This window comes from Aerococcus tenax (assembly GCF_003286645.3).
Taxonomy (GTDB): Bacteria; Bacillota; Bacilli; order Lactobacillales; family Aerococcaceae; genus Aerococcus; species Aerococcus tenax.
Map to the genome: position 1 here is coordinate 818,267 of NZ_CP127382.2, position 18,182 is coordinate 836,448.

Consider the following 18,182-nt stretch of genomic DNA (forward strand, 5'->3'; position numbering starts at 1 on the left):
AGAAATACATGGGCAAAAATTTAATTTTACAAATCGTTAATAAAAATACTGGATCAACCTTAAAACAAGGGGATACCACTACTTTAAAATATCAACTAAAAGATGCTAATGATGAAAATCTGAACATTGAGGGCAAGCCGGTTCAAGTGGCTTTAGTGCAAGGGAACAAAGTGGCTTATTCTACAGATACTACAGTCGAAAAAGATAATTTAGTGCACTTTAAAATTAAAGACATTTTACCTGATGGGCGGTATTCCGTGGAAATGATTGTTAGTTACTCTAATGACGAGTTATACATTTTCCCATCTGATGATCAAGAGCGCCTAATTATTACTAAGTCCGCTGTTGGCTTACTTAATAAATTAACTACTACTAAAGAGTTTTTCTTAACCGCTTTGACACGGCGAGTAGATGAATTGCTAGCAAGTGAGGAATTTGTTAATAAACTAGCCTTAGGAGGACGCGGTAAGCCGGAAAAATCAGAGCCGGCTATTATCTATTCAAGTACACCGCCAGAAGATACAAGTAAGATTTGGGTAAAAGATGATATTGAAATGCCTGTTTTTGATAATTATGTTGGCGAGGCTGCTGTGACAAAAGATTGGTCACATATAATAGGTTTTTATGTAGGTGACGATTTATATCAAGCATTACCAATGCTCAATGAACTTCCTACAATTGGTGATAAGAAACCTTCGTTATTAATTAATACAACAACAGCAATTTCAATTCCAACTTTTGAAGAAAATGCATTGTATGCTGTTTACATTAGAGGTATTAAATTTCCAGCAATCTTTAGGAATTTTAGAACTGGGACCTATAAAAATGAAAACTATCTATACGCTTATTCTGACGAAAGAATAGATTTTAAATTTCTTCAAAAAAATTATGTGACCATACCAGGGTTGTCCACTCCTTCTAATGGATGGAATTATGCTGATTTTTTCTTCGGTGAAAATGTTGATTTCAAATTCTACAGCAAGTCGGATGTCCACTACGACAGTGCTGTCCATGTCTACAACAAGCGCCAACAAGAATGGCAAAAGATATAGTAATCAGAGTAGGGGCCTTCGTGGCCCCTTTATTTTTTTGTCCATTTTTAAGTAAAAGACAAAATAGGTCAGGAAAAAGTTATAGAAAAAAAGCACCCTACAAAGGTGCTGACATGCTGGCTTGGCAATTATTTTTATGTAAAAAAGTTATAGAAAAGTTATAGAAAATTGGGCAAAAAATAGAAATTATTAGCAGTTATTAGAAAAGAGCAAATTTTAGAAATGCTGATTTAGCAATGATTACACATTATTAGCAATCATAAGCATTTAATTTGTTAATAATCACATATTTGATATACTGAAGTCAGTTGGAAATTGGGAGGATCAGCTCTGATCCTCTAACTGTTTTGAGTCAAATATGTGAATGGAGGCTTTGTATAATGAGAATTGGTGTACCTAAAGAAATCAAGAATCATGAAGATCGGGTGGCGATGACACCGGCCAATGCCTTTAACCTTGTCCAAGCTGGTCATGAAGTGCTTATCGAAAGCTCAGCTGGTGTAGGTTCTTCATATGAAGATAGTGAATATGAAGAAGTAGGAGCTAAGATCGTAAGCTCTGCTAAAGAAGCATGGGACGTTGATATGGTGGTTAAGGTTAAAGAACCCCTTGAATCTGAATACCAATATCTCCGTGAAGACTTAATTGTGATGACCTATCTGCATTTAGCGGATAACGAACCTTTGGTGGATGCTTTAATTGAAAATAAAACCACAGGTGTAGCTTATGAAACCATGGAGTTAAATGGAAAATTGCCTTTACTTAACCCAATGAGTGAAGTGGCTGGACGGACTGCTATTCAAGTCGGTGCTCACTATCTTGAAAAAACTAATGGTGGTAAAGGGAAACTTTTAGGTGGTGTGCCAGGAACACAAGCCGGGAAAGTGGTTATTATCGGCGGCGGTAATGTTGGTTATAATGCCGCTCGGATGGCTGTTGGCTTAGGCGCTAATGTAACTATTCTTGACTTGAATCCAGCACGTTTAGGTGAATTAGATGACCTCTTCCAAGGTCGCGTAAATACATTAATGTCCAATGCTTATAACATTGCTAATGAAGTAAAGGATGCTGATGTAGTCATCGGCTCCGTTCTTATTCCTGGACGTAAGGCACCAATTTTAGTAACGGAAGATATGGTGAAGACCATGGAAGAAGGTTCTGTTTTAATCGACGTTGCTATTGACCAAGGTGGTAACTTTGAAACTTCTGACCATGCAACGAACCATGATGATCCTGTATATACTAAACATGGTATTGTTCATTATACCGTTGCAAATATTCCAGGAGCTGTACCAAAGACAGCTACAGAAGCATTAACCAACGCTACCATGACTTATGTTCAACAAATTGCTAATTTAGGTATTGAAGAAGCTGCTAAAGCTAACCATACAGTATTTACTGGGGTGAACACCTACAAGGGTGAATTAACTAGCGCCGATGTAGCTGAAACCAGTAAGCATGATTACAAAGAGTTAAAATTCTAATAGTCTTTAGGTAAAGTAAAAAGAGAGGCTGTGAAAACAGTCTCTCTTTTCGTTTAGTCATTTTAGTGATTATTGAAAAATAGCAAAGAAGATAATTACTATAATTCCTAAAGCAATCCGATACCAACCAAAGGCTTTAAAATCATTCTTTTGGACATAGCGTAGTAAGAAGCGAATCGTTAAAATCGAAACAATGTAGGCGATGACCATTCCTAAGATTAGTAGGAAGCCTTCCTGACTGGAAAAGCGAAATCCGTCGAGGAATCCCTTAGTTAGTTTTAAGAAAGTCATTCCGAACATAATGGGAATACTCATAAAAAAGGAAAAATCGGCAGCAGTAGGGCGGGAGGTTCCTAAAATCGTTGCTCCTAGGATGGATGAACCAGACCTTGAGGTCCCAGGAATGACTGATAGGGCCTGGAAGAGTCCAATTTGAAAGGCTTTTTTGTAAGATAAGTCTTGAGTTGAATGGACGGTTATAGGGCGGTTTTTATTTCGATTTTCAACGACGATGAAGGCAATTCCGTAAATAATCAGTGCAGCAGATACTACCACCCAATTTTGGAAATGTTCTTCTGCGAAGTCGTTAAATAAAAGACCAATAACACCTGCGGGAATACAGCCAACTACCACCTTAAACCAAGTTTCCCAAGTCTGCTTTTTCTCTTCAGCACTTTTTTGACTTGAAAAAGGATTTAAGCGGTCAAAATAGATCCAAACAACGGCTAAGATTGCCCCTAATTGGATAACGTATACAAAAATATTCCAAAATTCCGGTCTAAAATCCATGGAAATAAATTCTTCTACCAAAATTAAGTGGCCAGTACTACTAATCGGCAACCATTCGGTAATTCCTTCAACAATTCCCATGATGAAAACTTTGATAATATCTAACATTAAAATAAACGCATCCTTTCACTAGCATTTTTGTAATATAGCTAAAATACGAGGTCTTGACTAGGCCTAGGCGTAATTTTTAGCTTTTTTTAATTTGCTTAAGTCTATTGGACGCAAACAATTTCATTGAGGGGACAGCTAACATTGAGTGGGCTTAACTGTCCGGTATAGTGGTCACGTTTAAAGAAGGCCACTTTCTTCTCTTTTTGATGTCCTACAATAACGTGACTTTGGTTAGCGTCAAAGTTAAAATCACGTGGAAAGTCTCCACCAGAAGGAATGGATTGAATATGAATTAATTGAGAACCATCTTTAGAAACTTCAAATACTTCTAGGCTGTTGTAACCTCGATTGGAGACATATAAGAAGTTTCCATCTTGGGAGATACGAATTGCAGCACTACTATTTTCACCGCTATAAGTCTCTGGTAAACAATTCACCCGGTCGACAAAGGAAAAGTGCCCCTCATCATAAGTCAAAATATCGATGGTGTGTGAAAGCTCACCAATCACATAAAGAATGTCTTCTTTAGGGTGGAAAACTAAATGCCGGGGACCAGTTCCTGCTTGACATTGGTAGGAGGCTTTTTCCTGTAATTGGCCCTCTTGGTCAAATTGATAGCTGATCACACTATCTGTCCCTAAGTCACAGGCTAGGTAGTATTTGCCATCTGGACTGGTGTTAAAATAATGGCAGTGAGAGCTTTCTTGGTTGGGGTGAGGCCCTTGGCCAGTCCGGCTGATTATTTGTTGGAGCTGTAATTGACCATCACTTTGTATTTTTATAAGCGCCAATGTTCCTTCATGGTAATTGGCATTGAGTAATAATTGGCGCTCTTCATCTAGAGCGAGGTAACAGCCGTTATGTTCCAAGAAGGCACAGTGATCAACAAAAACGAAATGCTGGCCTTCTTTTCGATAATGGCTGACTCCAGGGCTCGGTTGGTCAGTGAGCGTATAGAGTTCTTTACCATCAGTAGAAAGAGCCAGGTAAGTTGGATTTGATTCAGAAATTATTAATTCATGGCCTTTAATTTCCTCATGATGACTATCCCATTTTAGTAGATGGATGCCTTGGTTGTCTTGACGTGTATAGCCAGCTAAATAGATCTTTTCCATAATAATCTCCTTTACAATCTCTGATATATTAAATTTTACACTATGTTAATTTATTTAGCGAACAAGTATGGTAAAATCATTTGGAAAAGTAGGTGTTTATATGTCTCAAAACAAGCAGAATACAGAAATAAAAAATAAGGATAAAAAGCAAAATAAGCAAGGCTTTTCCTGGCTAAAAATGCCCGATATCGTTAGTCGTGTCCTAGACAATCGTTATGTATCGCTATTAGTCATTTTAATCTTATTCGCTTTATTTATCCTATTATTAACCCAAATCGCTTTTGTCTTTACCCCAATTATTGAATTTATCCAAACAATAATCTTACCCATTATTTTTGCTGGGGTCTTTTACTACTTGTCTTCACCCCTAATTAATTTTCTAAGGAAAAGGGGCTTGAATTCGTATTGGATAGCTGGAATTGTGCTCCTGGTACTGGTTTTAATCATTCTATGGTTAATTTCATTCATTCCTAATTTAATTGATGAAGCCAAACATTTAATCGGCAATTGGTCAAATATTTGGGCCCAGTACCAGTCAGAAATTGAAAATATTATCTTTGGTCGCTGGTTCGAGAGAAGTCAGGAGACTTTAGCAGAATACTTAAATAATTTTAATCTAAATCAATTTAACCTTAATTGGCGCGAGCTCATGAATACGACCTTGTCCAGTATTGGTTCTGTTTTCGGTGTGATTACCCGGGTGATTATTGCCTTAGTGACAGCACCAATTATCTTGTTTTATTTGATTGCTGATGGTGAGAAATTTAGGGATAATTTTGCTTCCTTTATTCCAGTGAAGATTCGTAATAAGACCATGCGGCTATTGGCGGATATGAACCAGCAAATTTCAGCCTACGTCAGAGGGCAAATCTTTGTAGCAATTGCGGTAGCAGTGATGTTTGCCATTGGTTATGCCATTATCGGCTTAAATTACGGGACCATCTTAGCGGTTGTTGCGGGGGCTTTGAATGTTATCCCCTATGTAGGGTCTTTCTTTGGTATTCTTCCGTCTTTGATTGTTGGTTTAGTTCAAGATCCTTTTATGGTTATCAAGGTACTGATCGTGTTTGCTATTGAACAAACCATCGAAAGTCGGATTATTTCCCCACTCATTTTAGGCAGTAATTTGAATATTCACCCAATTACCATTATGCTTCTACTAATTGCTGGTGGAGACCTCTTTGGAGTGGTGGGAATTATCATTATTATTCCGGTTTATGCCGTTTTAAAGGTGATTTTCACCTATATCTTTGAATGGTATCGGGAAGTTTCGGGCCTCTATGAAGAAGATTTGATTCAAGAACGGGAATTAAAGGAGCCCCTAGTCGACCAAGACCATAAATAATAACCTTAGTGATCCTGGTCAGACCTTTTATTGACGAAGAAAAAGTTAAGCAAATTTCTTAGCTAAGCGATCTAACTCGATAGCTACAGGAAAATGAATTTGAAGATGTAAGTAAGTAAAAAGAGGAGAGTAGCTTTTAATGACATTGCGTTCACAAGTTGCCAAGCATAGCGCCCGCTTGGTACAAATTTTACTCAAGAAATTAACCAAAGGCGGATCCAGTTTGCCAGGAAAAATTGCTAAAAAATTGGATCCGGCTATTTTAGCTGAACTGGGCAAAAATTACCGGGTAGTTATCATTACCGGAACCAATGGTAAATCAGTTACCACGGCTCTTACCGTTAATATTTTGCGGCAAAAGTATGATGAAGTTTTAACCAATGATACCGGTTCAAACCTAGAACAAGGGATTATATCCACTTTCTTGAATGCTAATTCCAAAGGGCAAGGGGATAATATAGCTGTTCTTGAAGTTGATGAGGCCAGCGTTCGCCACATTACCGAGTATATTAACCCGGAAGTGATCTTAGTAACTAATCTATTTAGAGATCAGTTGGACCGCTTTGGGGAGATTTATGCGACCTTCGATTACATTTTAGAGGGCGCTAATAAGAGTCCCAAAAGCTTGCTCTTGATGAATGGTGACGCGCCAATTTTTGCGTCACGGGACTTTCATCATAATGTGGCTTACTTTGGTTTTAGTAATTCGGATAAAACGACTGATAAGATGGCCCATTATAATACTGATGGGGTCCTATGTCCCCGCTGCGAGCATATCCTTCACTATCATATGATTACTTATAGTAATTTAGGGGATTATTTCTGCCCTAATTGTCAGTTTCACCGACCAAGCTTAACTTATTCAGTGGACCAGGTGGATAAGTTAACGCCAGAAGCTTCGACATTTACTATTGAGGGCCAATCCTTTACCATCCCCGTCGCGGGCCTTTATAATATTTATAATGCCCTAGCGGCTTATTCAATTGCTCGTTATTTAGGACTAAGTCAATCAGCTATTCAAGAGGGCTTGCAAGGGGCTAAGCGGATGTTTGGGCGTCAAGAAGCCTTAACCATTCATGGCAAGGACACCCGTATTAATCTCATTAAGAACCCGGTTGGTTTTAACCAAATCGTTTCTTTATTGGAGTTAGACCAAGAAGAGTTCTCTCTACTAGTTCTTCTCAATGATAATCCTGCTGATGGACAGGATATTTCTTGGATTTGGGACGGCATGTTTGAAAATATCGCCCAATTACCTAACCTTAAAGCTACGGCGGTAGGGGGCATACGGGTAAAAGACCTTAAAGTTCGGCTGCAAGTGGCCGGTTTTGATGAAGACCACTTGAAAGAACTTTCTAATTCGCAGGAAGCCCTTCAATGGATTGCATCTGTCCCCAGCCAAAAAGTCTATGTTTTAGCCACCTATACTGCCATGCTCGATTTTAGACGAGAATTAGCTGACCAACATCTTGTGAAGGAGCGGATGAAATCATGATCTTTAGAATTGGCCATCTCTATGGCAATTTAATGAATACCTATGGCGATAATGGAAACCTGCTTATGCTCCAGTACCTTGCCAAGGAAAAGGGACTTCAGGTAGAAAAAGAGATTATTTCTATTGATGATACCTTAGACAGTGACCGCTATGATTTTATCTTCTTTGGCGGCGGACAAGACTATGAGCAATCGGTAGTGAGCCGTGACTTGCAAAATAAGAAAACAGCCTTGCTTGATTACATCGAAAGCAATAAGGTGCTGTTAGGAATTTGTGGGGGCTACCAACTCTTGGGAAATTATTATCAGACCACTAATGGGGAAGAGTACCCCGGTATTGGAGCCATTGATTTCTATACTAAAAGCTATCCAGAACGTCTGATTGGAACCACAAAAATGCATTGTGATCGTTTTGATGAGGACTATGTGGGCTATGAAAACCATGCTGGCCGGACCTATCTTGCTTCTGGCGTAGAGCCTTTGGGGCGGATGGTTGAAGGCTATGGGAATAATGATGAAGACCAGGTGGAGGGAGTTATTTATAAGAATACCTTTGGCTCTTATTTTCACGGGCCTCTATTAGTTAATAATCCCCATTTGGCTGAAAGATTGATTGATCTGGCCATCGATCAAAAATCGCATTAGGTGGACACTGGTGGATGAATGCATCTGCCAGTTTTTTTATGAGTAAAAACAGCTTCAGTGGCCATTAGTTTTAGCTTTTAAAGTTTAGCTGTTTGTTGACTATTGACTTGACTAAAGTTATTATAAATAATTGAGAATAGTGAGGTATAAAATCCATGGCACAGTTATTTTATCGATACGGGGCAATGAATAGTGGAAAATCTTTTGAGATCTTAAAAGTTGCCCATAATTATGAAGAACAAGGTAAACCTGTCAAAGTAATGACTAGCGCGATCGATGACCGGTCAGGGACCATCGGCGTTATTTCGAGTCGAATAGGAGAAGACCGTGAGGCCTATAGTATCGATCCTGATACTGATATTTTTTCCTATATTGAATCTGAAAATGAAAAGGAAAAAATCTACTGTGTCTTAGTTGATGAAGCACAATTTTTAAGTAAGCAGAATATTTTTGATTTGGCCAAAGTGGTCGACCAGTTAAACATACCAGTAATGGCATTTGGCCTAAAAAATGATTTTCAAAATGAACTTTTTGAAGGCTCCCACTATTTGTTAATTTTGGCTGATAAAATAGAAGAAGTAAAAACAATTTGTTGGTTCTGTGCTAAAAAAGCAACAATGAACTTACGAATTCATAATGACAAACCGGTATATACTGGTGAACAAATTCAAATTGGTGGTAATGAATCTTATTATCCAGTATGTCGTAAACATTATAACCACCCCCCATTAGAAGATGGGAAAATCGCAGTTCATCGTGCATCATTATGCCAATAAGGGAAGGTTGATTAAATGTTAGAAGAGCAATTAGATACTTTTATCGCTCGTTATCAAGAGCTTGCTGAACTTTTAAGTGATCCAGATGTGATTAATGACCATAAACGCTTCCGAGACCTAGCTAAGGAAGAAGCTGATCTACGTCCTAAAGTAGATACTTTTAAGCACTATAAGGAAATTGTTTCAGGCATCGAAGACACTGAAGAGCTGATTAAAGAGACATCCGAAGAGGACATGTTAGAGCTGGCTAAGAGTGAACTCGATCAATTAAAAGCTGAGCGTGATGATTTAGAAGAAGAAATTAAGGTTTTAATGTTGCCTAGTGATCCTAATGATGACAAGAACATTATTATGGAAATCCGTGGGGCAGCTGGTGGGGATGAAGCCCAATTATTCGCAGCTGACCTCTTTGAAATGTATTCGCGCTATGCAGAATCCCAAGGCTGGCATGTTGAAGTCGCTGACGCCTCATCTAATGACTTAGGGGGCTATAAAGAAATTATTCTTCAAATTTCAGGGGACAAAGTCTATTCAAAATTAAAATATGAAAGTGGTGCTCATCGGGTGCAACGGGTGCCTAAAACCGAATCCCAAGGTCGGGTCCATACCTCAACAGCTACGGTTGGCGTCATGCCTGAATTGGAAGACTTAGATTTTGAAATTGATGAGAAGGATATTAGAACCGATATCTACCGCGCTTCTGGTGCTGGTGGGCAACACGTTAACAAGACCAGTTCAGCGGTACGGATGACCCATATTCCTACTGGGATTCAAGTCGCTATGCAAGACCAACGTTCCCAACAACAAAACCGGGAAAAAGCGATGCTTATCTTACGGTCTCGGGTCTATGATTACTATCAATCACAAGAGCAAGATGAATACGACGAAAAAAGAAAGAATTTAGTGGGAACCGGGGATCGTTCTGAGAGAATTCGGACCTATAATTACCCACAAAACCGGGTAACCGATCACCGGATCAACTTAACTTTACAAAAATTAGATCGCATTATGGGCGGCGAATTAGATGAAATTATTGACGCCCTAATTCTTGCTGATCAAGCGCAAAAATTAGAGGAACTCAATGAAACGACCATCTAATCAGCTACGATTTATAGAAGCTCAGCAATGGGCTTCTTCTTTTTTGGAATCAAACAGTAAGGACCCAGCCATTGCCTATCACCTTTTATTAGGCATGATGGATTGGGATGTAACGACTTGGTATCGTAAGCAACAAGATCAAATGGATCTAGTGACCATGAGAAACTACCAGGAAATGTTGAAAAAAATAGTCGATGAGGATATGCCTTACCAGTATTTACTAGGGGAGGCATGGTTTTATGGCTACCGCTTTCATGTCAACGAGGCTACTTTGATTCCTCGTTTTGATACGGAGCGTTTGATTGATTGCGTTCACTCCTTAAGAGAAACACGCCAATTGGTCAAACAAGCTGATGTCTTAGATTTAGGAACAGGATCCGGGGCAATTGCAGTCACTTTAGCTAAAGAATTCCCTGATTTGAATTTGACAGCGGTTGATATCTCTTCAGATGCCCTGGCAGTTGCTAAGGAAAATGCTTATTTTCACCAAGTCACTATTGAATGGATCAAGGGCGATATGCTGGATGCAGTAGCTCAGCGAAAATTTGATCTGATTATTTCTAATCCGCCCTATATCAGTGAAAATGAAATTGATGAAATGGGGTCGGACGTCTTAAAGTATGAGCCGAAGCTAGCTCTCTTTGCCAAAGACGATGGTTATTATTATTATAAGCAATTCGCCCGCCACATCCAGTCCTTTATGAAGGCTGACGGGATCCTATTAATGGAATGTGGAAGTCACCAAGCCGCTAAGATTATCAGTCTCTTTAAAAAGTCAAATCCTAAGGCTGAAGTGAAATCGATTAAAGATTATAATGGTATTGATCGAATAATCTATGTGCAATGGAAGAAGGATAAATAAAATGATTACCAAGCGCTTTACATTTGAACAGACTGCTCAGGCAGCAGAATATTTAAAACAAGGCCAATTGGTTGCCTTCCCTACGGAAACTGTCTTTGGTTTAGGAGCGATTGCGAATAACGAAAGGGCAGTGGCTTCTGTTTATCAAGCTAAGGGGCGTCCTAGTGATAACCCCCTTATCGTTCATGTCTGCCGTAAAGAAGATTTATTTCGTTATTCTAATATAGTCAATGAAGCGCAAGCTGCAATTGCTAAAAAACTGACTGATCAATTCTGGCCGGGGCCTTTGACCTTGATTGTTCCGACTAAGGTTGGAATTTTTGGCCCAACCGTTACCGGGGGGTTAAAGACAGTGGGCATTCGGATGCCCGACCACGACTTCACCTTAGCAGTCATTAGAGAAACAGGTTTTCCGATTGTGGGACCATCTGCTAATTTATCAGGTAAACCGAGTCCAACGACGGTTGACCATGTTTTACATGATTTTGATGGTAAAATCGCGGGAGTATTAGATAGTCAACCTACCCATATTGGCGTGGAATCGACGGTGCTAGATATTAGTAATCCTGAAGAATTGGCTATTTTAAGACCAGGTGCGATCACCTTAAAAGATTTACGGAATGCCTTACCGGAGCAAAGAATTATCGATGCCACCCAGCAAATTGCTGAAGATTCTAAGGAACATCCCAAGGCACCTGGGATGAAATATCGCCACTATAGTCCCCATCAAGAAGTCATTGCCATCAGTCATGACAAGCTCCTTGAACTTATTGCTTCGAAGCAGGGATTATCTCCTGAGAGTGCGGTGATCGCTAGCGATGAAATATTGAGTCACTTAGATGCTGACCTGCCTACTTTTAGTTTAGGGACTAATGAAGCAACAGCTACCCACCTTTTATTTGCGGGGTTACGGGCCTTTGATGATAATGATCAAATTAAAAGATTATATGTTGAATTATTAGCTGATACAGAGGCCAATACCGCTTACCGTAATCGTTTACTAAAAGCTGCCAGTAAAAAGATAGAATCGTAAACATCTATCACGATCTATGGTAAAATCGACTTAGTATCAACAGATACGATCTGTATTGAAAGAAGTGAGATAATGGATGAAGTTTTTACCTTAATTGATCAAGAAAGACAGCGCCAAGAAAATGGTATCGAGTTGATAGCTAGCGAAAACTGGGTATCTAAGGATGTTTTAGCCGCACAAGGGAGTATTTTAACCAATAAGTATGCGGAAGGCTATCCAGGAAAAAGATACTATGGCGGTTGTGAGGTCGTTGATAAGATTGAACAATTAGCCATTGATCGCGCTAAGAAATTATTTAACGCAGACTTTGTGAACGTCCAGCCTTATTCTGGTTCGGGAGCTAATATGGCCGTTTATGATGCCCTCCTTAAAGCAGGGGATACGGTTTTAGGAATGAATCTGACCGATGGTGGGCATTTGACCCATGGCTCTCCAGTTAATTTCTCTGGACGGCGCTATCATTTTGTTTCCTACGGTGTCGATCCCGAAAGCGAACAGCTGGATTATTCCGCTATTCGTCAAACTGCCTTGGAGGCAAAGCCAAAAATGATTGTGGCAGGATATTCTGCTTACTCTAGAAAGTTAGACTTTAAAGCCTTTCGCCAAATCGCTGATGAAGTTGGGGCCCTTTTAATGGTCGATATGGCTCATTTTGCTGGTTTGGTAGCAGCTGGAATCCATGAAAATCCAGTTGATTATGCTGATGTAGTGACTTCAACTACCCATAAAACCCTGAGAGGTCCCCGGGGAGCGATTATTCTAACCAATAATCCTGACTACGCTAAAAAAATTAATAGCCGAATTTTTCCTGGTAACCAAGGTGGTCCCTTACTCCATGTGATTGCTGCTAAGGCGGTCGCTTTTCAAGAAGCTTTAAATCCTGACTTTAAAGATTATATGGAAAACGTAGTGATCAATGCCCGGGCCATGGCTAGCGAATTTAGTAAAGCTGGTATTCATGTGGTGTCTGGTGGAACGGATAACCACTTAATCGCTTTTAGAGTCAGTGACTTTGACTTAACGGGTAAAGCCGTTGAAGAGAAGCTTGGTCAAGTCCATATCACGGTCAATAAGAACACCATTCCAGGTGAAACTTTGCCGCCTACCCAATGCAGTGGCATTCGCATCGGGACACCAGCGATAACGACACGTGGCTTTACCGCAGATGTTTGTCGCTTGCTGGCACAATTGATTGTTCAAGTTGTCAAATATTTTGATGATGATCAAGTCATTGCCAAGGTTAAGGAACAAGTTAAGCAACTGACCCAAAAATATCCGCTCAGTGAGTAAAGTAGGGAAATAGATTTAAAAAGAAGGAGTTTCTTATGAACAAAGAAGGATTACATATTGTTAACCACCCCTTAGTACAACACAAATTAGCGATTTTACGCGATAAAGACTTAGGGAGTAAGGACTTTCGTGAACTGGTTGATGAAATCACGGTTTTTGTTGGTTATGAAGCGACACGTGACTTGCCATTAAAAGAAGTTGAAGTCGAAACCCCGATTACAAAAACGACTCAAAAAATGATTACTGGTAAAAAGATGGCCATTGTTCCTATACTTCGGGCTGGCTTAGGTATGGTTGACGGAATCCTATCTTTATCACCAGCCGCTAAAGTAGGCCATATTGGTATGTACCGTGATGAAGAAACTCTAGAACCACACGAGTATTTCTTTAAAATGCCTAGCGACATTGAAGAACGTCAAGTACTTGTTGTAGACCCCATGTTAGCAACAGGTGGATCAGCTATTCTAGCCATTGAGGCCTTGATGAAACGCAATGTTTCGCCTGCCGATATTAAGTTCTTATGTATGGTTGCTGCTCCTGAAGGGGTAGAAGCTTTACAAGCAGCTCATCCAGAAGTGGAAATTTATACAGCAGCTCTTGACGAAAAGCTCAATGAAGATGGCTATATTGTTCCTGGTTTAGGGGACGCTGGTGACCGCTTGTTCGGTACCCTTTAATTTAAGGAAAAAGTTTCGTTAGAAAGCATAGGAAAATGGATGGTGTCTAAATAAATGGAAACGATGGTCGTTAAAGGCGGTCAGCGCTTAGAAGGAACTGTACAAGTCGATGGAGCCAAAAACACGGTGCTTCCTATTTTGGCTGCAACATTATTAGCCGAAGAAGGAAAAAGTGTTATTGAAAATTGCCCTTTATTTTCTGATGTCTATTTGATGAATAAGGTTTTAGATTACCTTGATGCTCAAGTGGACTTTGATGAAGCAGCTGGAGTGATAACAGTGGATGCTAGTGGGGCTATCCAAAGTGAAGCGCCCTTTGAATTTGTCAGTAAGATGCGCGCCAGTGTCGTCGTTATGGGACCTTTATTAGCTCGCTTAGGTTGTGTCAAAGTGGCCATGCCAGGGGGTTGTGCTATTGGCTCACGTCCCATTGACTTACATATTAAGGGTTTTGAGGCCCTGGGAGCTAAGGTGACGACCGAAAATGGTTATATTGAAGCTCGTTGTGATGAATTAGTCGGTACTGATATTTACCTGGACTTTCCTAGTGTAGGAGCAACTGAAAATATTATGATGGCGGCAACTTTAGCCAAAGGGGACACCATTTTAGAAAATGTTGCTAAGGAACCTGAAATTGTTGACTTGGCTAATTTCCTCAACCGTATGGGGGCAAGGATCTCTGGGGCAGGTACCGATATCATCCGAATTCGAGGCGTTGAGTCCCTGCATGGTACCCAGCATGCCGTCATCCATGACCGCATTGAAGCGGGAACATTTATGGTAGCTGCAGCAGTCACTGGGGGCAATGTCCTGGTTAAAGACGCGGTAGCAGAACATAATCTTCCCTTAATTTCTAAATTAAAGGAAATGGGGGTTCAAATTGAAGAAGAAATGGAAGGAATACGGGTTATCGGCCCGAAAGAATTAAAGGCCACAAATATAAAAACCATGCCCTATCCCGGTTTTCCGACAGATATGCAGGCCCAATTCAGCATTGCCCAAGCCATTGCCCATGGAAGTTCAAAATTAGAAGAGACTGTTTTTGAAAATCGTTTTATGCACTTAGAAGAATTAAGACGAATGAACGTTTCTTTTAATATTACCAGTGATACTGCAACGATTGATGGCCCTAACCACTTACAGGGAGCAGCAGTTGTGGCAACTGATTTACGTGCAGCAGCGGCTCTTATTATTGCTGGTTTAGTGGCAGAGGGCATTACTAAAGTAAGTAAACTAGAGTATCTCGATCGTGGCTACGCTAATTTTGACAAAAAATTGCAAGCTTTGGGAGCTAAGGTTATTCGGCTTGATCTTGATAAATATAGTCAGGAAGAAATTGAAAGCCGCTTAGATGAGGTTGGATCATGAACAAGGAGCTTTTAGTCAGTCGATTTAAAAACATGTTTAAGTGGTTACTTATTTGCCTTTTAGGAATGGTCCTCTTATTTTTAATTGGATTATTACCTGGTTATGGTATTAGTAGTGACCACCAGCTATTTAACGTCTTTAACCAAGATGTTTGGAACCATCTATACGCTTTCTTTCAATAAAAACTAAATGAAAAGGAGCGACTTCAGTGAAAGATTATTCACTGGAGTCGCTCCTTTTTTACTTGCTCATTAGCTTAAACCGGCATGATAACAGGTAGAATCATTGGATTACGTTTGGTACGCTTGTGTAGGAAAGGATAGAGAGCATTTTGAATACTGTCACGGAGTATTTTCTCATTGACTTCCTTTCCTGAGTTGAGATGACCAATAACCGTCGTTTGAACAACCTTTTGGGCATCTTTAATTAAGTCGCCAGATTCACGCATATAAATAAATCCACGTGAGACAATGTCAGGACCTGCAACTAATTCGTTATTTTCAAAGTTAACGGTAACGACAACGATGACGATACCATCCTCGGAAAGATTATGCCGGTCACGGAGGACAATATTACCGATATCACCGATCCCCTTACCATCAACATAGACAGCATCAGCAGGTACCTTACCAGCCTCTCGCCAGGAGTCTTGGGTTAGGGCAGCAACTTGTCCATTATCATGGATGATGACGTTTTCTTCAGGTACACCAACAGCTTGGGCAGTTTCACCATGAACACAAAGCATGCGGTACTCCCCATGAACAGGCATAAAGAATTTTGGCTTCATTAAGCGAAGTAATAACTTTTGTTGTTCTTGACTAGCGTGTCCCGAAGTATGGACATTATTAATCTTGCCATGAACCACCTCAGCACCAGATTCTAATAACTTGTTAATCAGATTATTGACGCTGGATAAGTTACCAGGAATAGGGGAAGAAGAAAATACGACGGTATCTGTTGGGTGCAAGGTCACTTGCCGGTGGGTGCCATTAGCAATCCGACTTAGGGCAGCTAGTGGTTCCCCTTGAGACCCTGTACACATAATCATGATCTCGTTATCCGGATAGTCATTAATTTCTTTTGCTTCAATGAAGGTACCTTCAGGAATATTAAAATAGCCAATTTCTTGGGCATTACGGAAGGCATTCTCCATTGAGCGTCCAAATACGGCAATTTTTCTGCCAGTGTTGACTGCTATTTCTATGGCCTCACTTAACCTGGAGATATTAGAAGCAAAGGAAGCAAAAATGATTCTGCCTTCGATTGGTGTCATAATATCTTTCAATGAATTGGACACATAGTGTTCAGACATGGTCCAACCAGGAACTTCAGAGTTTGTTGAATCAGCTAATAGGAGTAAGAGTCCCTCATCACCGATACGAGCCATTTTGTGCAAGTCTGCATGCTTACCAATTGGAGTGAAATCGAATTTATAGTCTCCTGTGAAAGCAACGGCTCCAACGGGAGTCTTCACTAAAATCCCCTTGGCGCCAGGAATTGAGTGGTTTACTGTGAAGAATGAAACGGAAGTTTTATCAAAATTAATCACAGATTCATCATCGATTTCATGTAAAATCGCATCACCTAATAAACCATGTTCTTCTAATTTGCCTCGAATTAAAGCCAGTGCTAATTGATCAGCATAAATGGGAAAATTCACTTGTTTTAATAACCAAGGAATTCCACCAATATGGTCTTCGTGGCCATGGGAAACAAAGATTCCTTTTACCTTATCCTTATTCTCAATGAGGTAGCTATAGTCTGAAATCACATAATCGATGCCAAGTAATTCATCATCAGGAAATTTAACCCCATTATCCATAATAATGATTTCGTCTTGGTATTGGACCACGTACATATTCTTCCCAATTTCGCCAAGACCACCAATGGCAAAGACATAAACTTCATTATCTTTTACTTCAAAACTCATTATTTATCAAACTCCGTAAGATGAAAATCTGGGCTTTTTTGTTCATAGGCCAGATGGGCTTCATCTAATGCTTGGATGTGTTCAACGAGATAAGGGGTATTTTCTCGTAATTGTTGGCGTACATCGATAATGCTATCGGACTCGATATAGAGTGCTTGAGTTTTTTCACGAACAGGTGCTTCGTTAGCTTTTTCTTGATAAGTCACCTTAAATATCATAAAATTCTCCTTTTCTAGTATAAATTAGCTTGTTTATTGGAATTGAATCAATATCGCTTGTTCTATTTTAGCATAATGACAGAGCTTTGCCTAAATAAAGTTGTTCTAGCAAGTTCCTGCTTCATTAGGCGAGTTAAACATAAAAATAAATCGATATAAATTGGCAGGCGGTCCCTAATAGAACAAATAGGTGCCAAATGGTATGAAAATAGACATATTTATGATCGAAACGATAGAAAGAAGTCCCTAGCGAATAAAAAAGTCCTCCGGCTAAAAGCCATAGAAGGCCAGCTAGAGATACCGACTGGATGATCGGGTAAACAATAAAGACAGCTAGCCAGCCCATACTTAAATAAATGTAGGTTGAGTATTTTTTCAACCAATGTCGCTTATAGATTTCACAATAAAGACCTAGGGCTACAATTAACCACTCAATGAAGAAAATTAGCCAGCCCAGGGGGTTGTTTAAAGCAATTAAACAAAAGGGGCTATAGGAGCCAGCAATGAGAAAATAAATACTGCAATGATCAAAAAAGCGGAAGATTGGGGCTACCTTGGTAAAATATAGAGCATGGTACATGGTTGAGAAGAAATATAAGTTAACCATCGACAAGCCATAAATGGTGTAAGCCATTAGCCGGTTAAGTTCTTGAAAATGGAGAGCTTTGCTAATTAAAAGTCCCGTACCAATTAAGGCTAGCAGTAAGCCAATGCCATGGCTAATCGCACTAAAAATTTGACTTGTTACTTGATAGGATCGCGAATTCAATATCTGGTGATTTGAAAACAAGAGGTTTGGTTGCTTTTCCATGGTCATCCTACTTTCCATTAAGCTCACTTTATAATTATATAATAACACAAATCCTTAATCGGTGTTGGAGGAAGAAAATGTGGA

General features: G+C 39.7%; 18 protein-coding genes. 13 read left to right on the forward strand and 5 right to left on the reverse strand.

Annotation, left to right across the window (positions count from 1 at the left end):
• The first annotated feature begins 8 nt into the window (after nt 1-8).
• On the forward strand, nt 9-1,052 hold the full coding sequence (locus DBT50_RS03965) for a hypothetical protein (protein WP_111853339.1): 1,044 nt from the start codon (nt 9-11) through the stop codon (nt 1,050-1,052).
• Nucleotides 1,053-1,432: 380 nt separating this feature from the next.
• On the forward strand, nt 1,433-2,536 hold the full coding sequence (gene ald, locus DBT50_RS03970) for an alanine dehydrogenase (RefSeq protein ID WP_060778112.1): 1,104 nt from the start codon (nt 1,433-1,435) through the stop codon (nt 2,534-2,536).
• A 69-nt stretch (nt 2,537-2,605) separates the two neighbouring features.
• Here ald and DBT50_RS03975 read toward each other — a convergent pair whose 3' ends face one another.
• Together DBT50_RS03975 and DBT50_RS03980 are read right to left on the reverse strand one after the other, a co-directional pair.
• The gene (locus DBT50_RS03975; RefSeq protein ID WP_111852595.1) at nt 2,606-3,433 is read right to left on the reverse strand and encodes an undecaprenyl-diphosphate phosphatase; all 828 of its coding nucleotides are present in this window, start codon (nt 3,431-3,433) and stop codon (nt 2,606-2,608) included.
• 104 nt (nt 3,434-3,537) lie between these two features.
• Nucleotides 3,538-4,551 (reverse strand): lactonase family protein, encoded by a 1,014-nt coding sequence (locus DBT50_RS03980; protein WP_111852596.1) that lies wholly within the window; start codon nt 4,549-4,551, stop codon nt 3,538-3,540.
• 100 nt (nt 4,552-4,651) lie between these two features.
• Here DBT50_RS03980 and DBT50_RS03985 point away from each other — a divergent pair, with 100 nt between their 5' ends.
• The 11 genes from DBT50_RS03985 (at nt 4,652) to DBT50_RS04035 (ending at nt 15,321) form a co-directional block, all read left to right on the forward strand.
• Nucleotides 4,652-5,896, forward strand: a complete 1,245-nt coding sequence (locus tag DBT50_RS03985) for an AI-2E family transporter (protein WP_111852597.1) — start codon at nt 4,652-4,654, stop codon at nt 5,894-5,896.
• Nucleotides 5,897-6,035: 139 nt separating this feature from the next.
• Nucleotides 6,036-7,391 (forward strand): Mur ligase family protein, encoded by a 1,356-nt coding sequence (locus DBT50_RS03990; RefSeq protein WP_111853340.1) that lies wholly within the window; start codon nt 6,036-6,038, stop codon nt 7,389-7,391.
• Nucleotides 7,388-8,035 (forward strand): type 1 glutamine amidotransferase, encoded by a 648-nt coding sequence (locus DBT50_RS03995; RefSeq protein ID WP_111853341.1) that lies wholly within the window; start codon nt 7,388-7,390, stop codon nt 8,033-8,035. Before DBT50_RS03990 ends, DBT50_RS03995 begins: the two co-directional genes overlap by 4 nt.
• Before the next feature lie 155 nt (nt 8,036-8,190).
• On the forward strand, nt 8,191-8,811 hold the full coding sequence (locus DBT50_RS04000) for a thymidine kinase (protein ID WP_060778118.1): 621 nt from the start codon (nt 8,191-8,193) through the stop codon (nt 8,809-8,811).
• A gap of 15 nt (nt 8,812-8,826) precedes the next feature.
• Entirely contained in the window at nt 8,827-9,909 is a 1,083-nt protein-coding gene (gene prfA / locus DBT50_RS04005; protein ID WP_111853342.1) for a peptide chain release factor 1, read from the forward strand.
• Nucleotides 9,893-10,771, forward strand: coding sequence for a peptide chain release factor N(5)-glutamine methyltransferase (prmC, locus tag DBT50_RS04010; RefSeq protein WP_111853343.1), 879 nt, complete (start codon nt 9,893-9,895; stop codon nt 10,769-10,771). The genes prfA and prmC overlap by 17 nt, the downstream gene beginning before the upstream one ends.
• Nucleotide 10,772: 1 nt before the next feature.
• Nucleotides 10,773-11,804 (forward strand): L-threonylcarbamoyladenylate synthase, encoded by a 1,032-nt coding sequence (locus tag DBT50_RS04015; protein WP_070558093.1) that lies wholly within the window; start codon nt 10,773-10,775, stop codon nt 11,802-11,804.
• A gap of 72 nt (nt 11,805-11,876) precedes the next feature.
• Nucleotides 11,877-13,094 carry a serine hydroxymethyltransferase gene (gene glyA, locus DBT50_RS04020; RefSeq protein WP_111853344.1) on the forward strand — a complete coding sequence of 406 codons (1,218 nt, stop codon included), beginning with the start codon at nt 11,877-11,879 and terminating at the stop codon, nt 13,092-13,094.
• A 35-nt stretch (nt 13,095-13,129) separates the two neighbouring features.
• Entirely contained in the window at nt 13,130-13,771 is a 642-nt protein-coding gene (gene upp, locus DBT50_RS04025; RefSeq protein WP_060778123.1) for a uracil phosphoribosyltransferase, read from the forward strand.
• Nucleotides 13,772-13,825: 54 nt separating this feature from the next.
• Nucleotides 13,826-15,139, forward strand: coding sequence for a UDP-N-acetylglucosamine 1-carboxyvinyltransferase (gene murA / locus DBT50_RS04030; protein WP_070558088.1), 1,314 nt, complete (start codon nt 13,826-13,828; stop codon nt 15,137-15,139).
• On the forward strand, nt 15,136-15,321 hold the full coding sequence (locus DBT50_RS04035) for a DNA-directed RNA polymerase subunit beta (RefSeq protein ID WP_111853345.1): 186 nt from the start codon (nt 15,136-15,138) through the stop codon (nt 15,319-15,321). Before murA ends, DBT50_RS04035 begins: the two co-directional genes overlap by 4 nt.
• Before the next feature lie 74 nt (nt 15,322-15,395).
• Here DBT50_RS04035 and rnjA read toward each other — a convergent pair whose 3' ends face one another.
• The 3 genes from rnjA to trhA all read right to left on the reverse strand — a co-directional run bounded on the left by rnjA (nt 15,396) and on the right by trhA (nt 18,098).
• Entirely contained in the window at nt 15,396-17,069 is a 1,674-nt protein-coding gene (gene rnjA / locus DBT50_RS04040) for a ribonuclease J1 (RefSeq protein ID WP_111853346.1), read from the reverse strand.
• Nucleotides 17,069-17,287, reverse strand: coding sequence for a DNA-dependent RNA polymerase subunit epsilon (locus DBT50_RS04045; protein WP_060778127.1), 219 nt, complete (start codon nt 17,285-17,287; stop codon nt 17,069-17,071). Before DBT50_RS04045 ends, rnjA begins: the two co-directional genes overlap by 1 nt.
• Before the next feature lie 133 nt (nt 17,288-17,420).
• Nucleotides 17,421-18,098: a PAQR family membrane homeostasis protein TrhA gene (gene trhA, locus DBT50_RS04050; RefSeq protein ID WP_111853407.1), complete on the reverse strand. Its 678-nt coding sequence runs from the start codon at nt 18,096-18,098 to the stop codon at nt 17,421-17,423.
• Nucleotides 18,099-18,182 lie beyond the last annotated feature (84 nt).

Excerpts from the sequence above, each read along its gene's own strand:
- DBT50_RS03975 (WP_111852595.1), bottom strand. The coding sequence starts at position 3,433 with ATGTTAGATATTATCAAAGTTTTCATCATGGGAATTGTTGAAGGAATT.
- DBT50_RS04035 (WP_111853345.1), top strand. The coding sequence starts at position 15,136 with ATGAACAAGGAGCTTTTAGTCAGTCGATTTAAAAACATGTTTAAGTGG.
- DBT50_RS03990 (WP_111853340.1), top strand. The coding sequence starts at position 6,036 with ATGACATTGCGTTCACAAGTTGCCAAGCATAGCGCCCGCTTGGTACAA.
- DBT50_RS03985 (WP_111852597.1), top strand. The coding sequence starts at position 4,652 with ATGTCTCAAAACAAGCAGAATACAGAAATAAAAAATAAGGATAAAAAG.
- DBT50_RS04045 (WP_060778127.1), bottom strand. The coding sequence starts at position 17,287 with ATGATATTTAAGGTGACTTATCAAGAAAAAGCTAACGAAGCACCTGTT.
- DBT50_RS03980 (WP_111852596.1), bottom strand. The coding sequence starts at position 4,551 with ATGGAAAAGATCTATTTAGCTGGCTATACACGTCAAGACAACCAAGGC.
- upp (WP_060778123.1), top strand. The coding sequence starts at position 13,130 with ATGAACAAAGAAGGATTACATATTGTTAACCACCCCTTAGTACAACAC.
- prmC (WP_111853343.1), top strand. The coding sequence starts at position 9,893 with ATGAAACGACCATCTAATCAGCTACGATTTATAGAAGCTCAGCAATGG.
- glyA (WP_111853344.1), top strand. The coding sequence starts at position 11,877 with ATGGATGAAGTTTTTACCTTAATTGATCAAGAAAGACAGCGCCAAGAA.
- DBT50_RS04015 (WP_070558093.1), top strand. The coding sequence starts at position 10,773 with ATGATTACCAAGCGCTTTACATTTGAACAGACTGCTCAGGCAGCAGAA.
- ald (WP_060778112.1), top strand. The coding sequence starts at position 1,433 with ATGAGAATTGGTGTACCTAAAGAAATCAAGAATCATGAAGATCGGGTG.
- DBT50_RS04000 (WP_060778118.1), top strand. The coding sequence starts at position 8,191 with ATGGCACAGTTATTTTATCGATACGGGGCAATGAATAGTGGAAAATCT.
- rnjA (WP_111853346.1), bottom strand. The coding sequence starts at position 17,069 with ATGAGTTTTGAAGTAAAAGATAATGAAGTTTATGTCTTTGCCATTGGT.
- DBT50_RS03965 (WP_111853339.1), top strand. The coding sequence starts at position 9 with ATGGGCAAAAATTTAATTTTACAAATCGTTAATAAAAATACTGGATCA.
- prfA (WP_111853342.1), top strand. The coding sequence starts at position 8,827 with ATGTTAGAAGAGCAATTAGATACTTTTATCGCTCGTTATCAAGAGCTT.
- trhA (WP_111853407.1), bottom strand. The coding sequence starts at position 18,098 with ATGGAAAAGCAACCAAACCTCTTGTTTTCAAATCACCAGATATTGAAT.
- DBT50_RS03995 (WP_111853341.1), top strand. The coding sequence starts at position 7,388 with ATGATCTTTAGAATTGGCCATCTCTATGGCAATTTAATGAATACCTAT.
- murA (WP_070558088.1), top strand. The coding sequence starts at position 13,826 with ATGGAAACGATGGTCGTTAAAGGCGGTCAGCGCTTAGAAGGAACTGTA.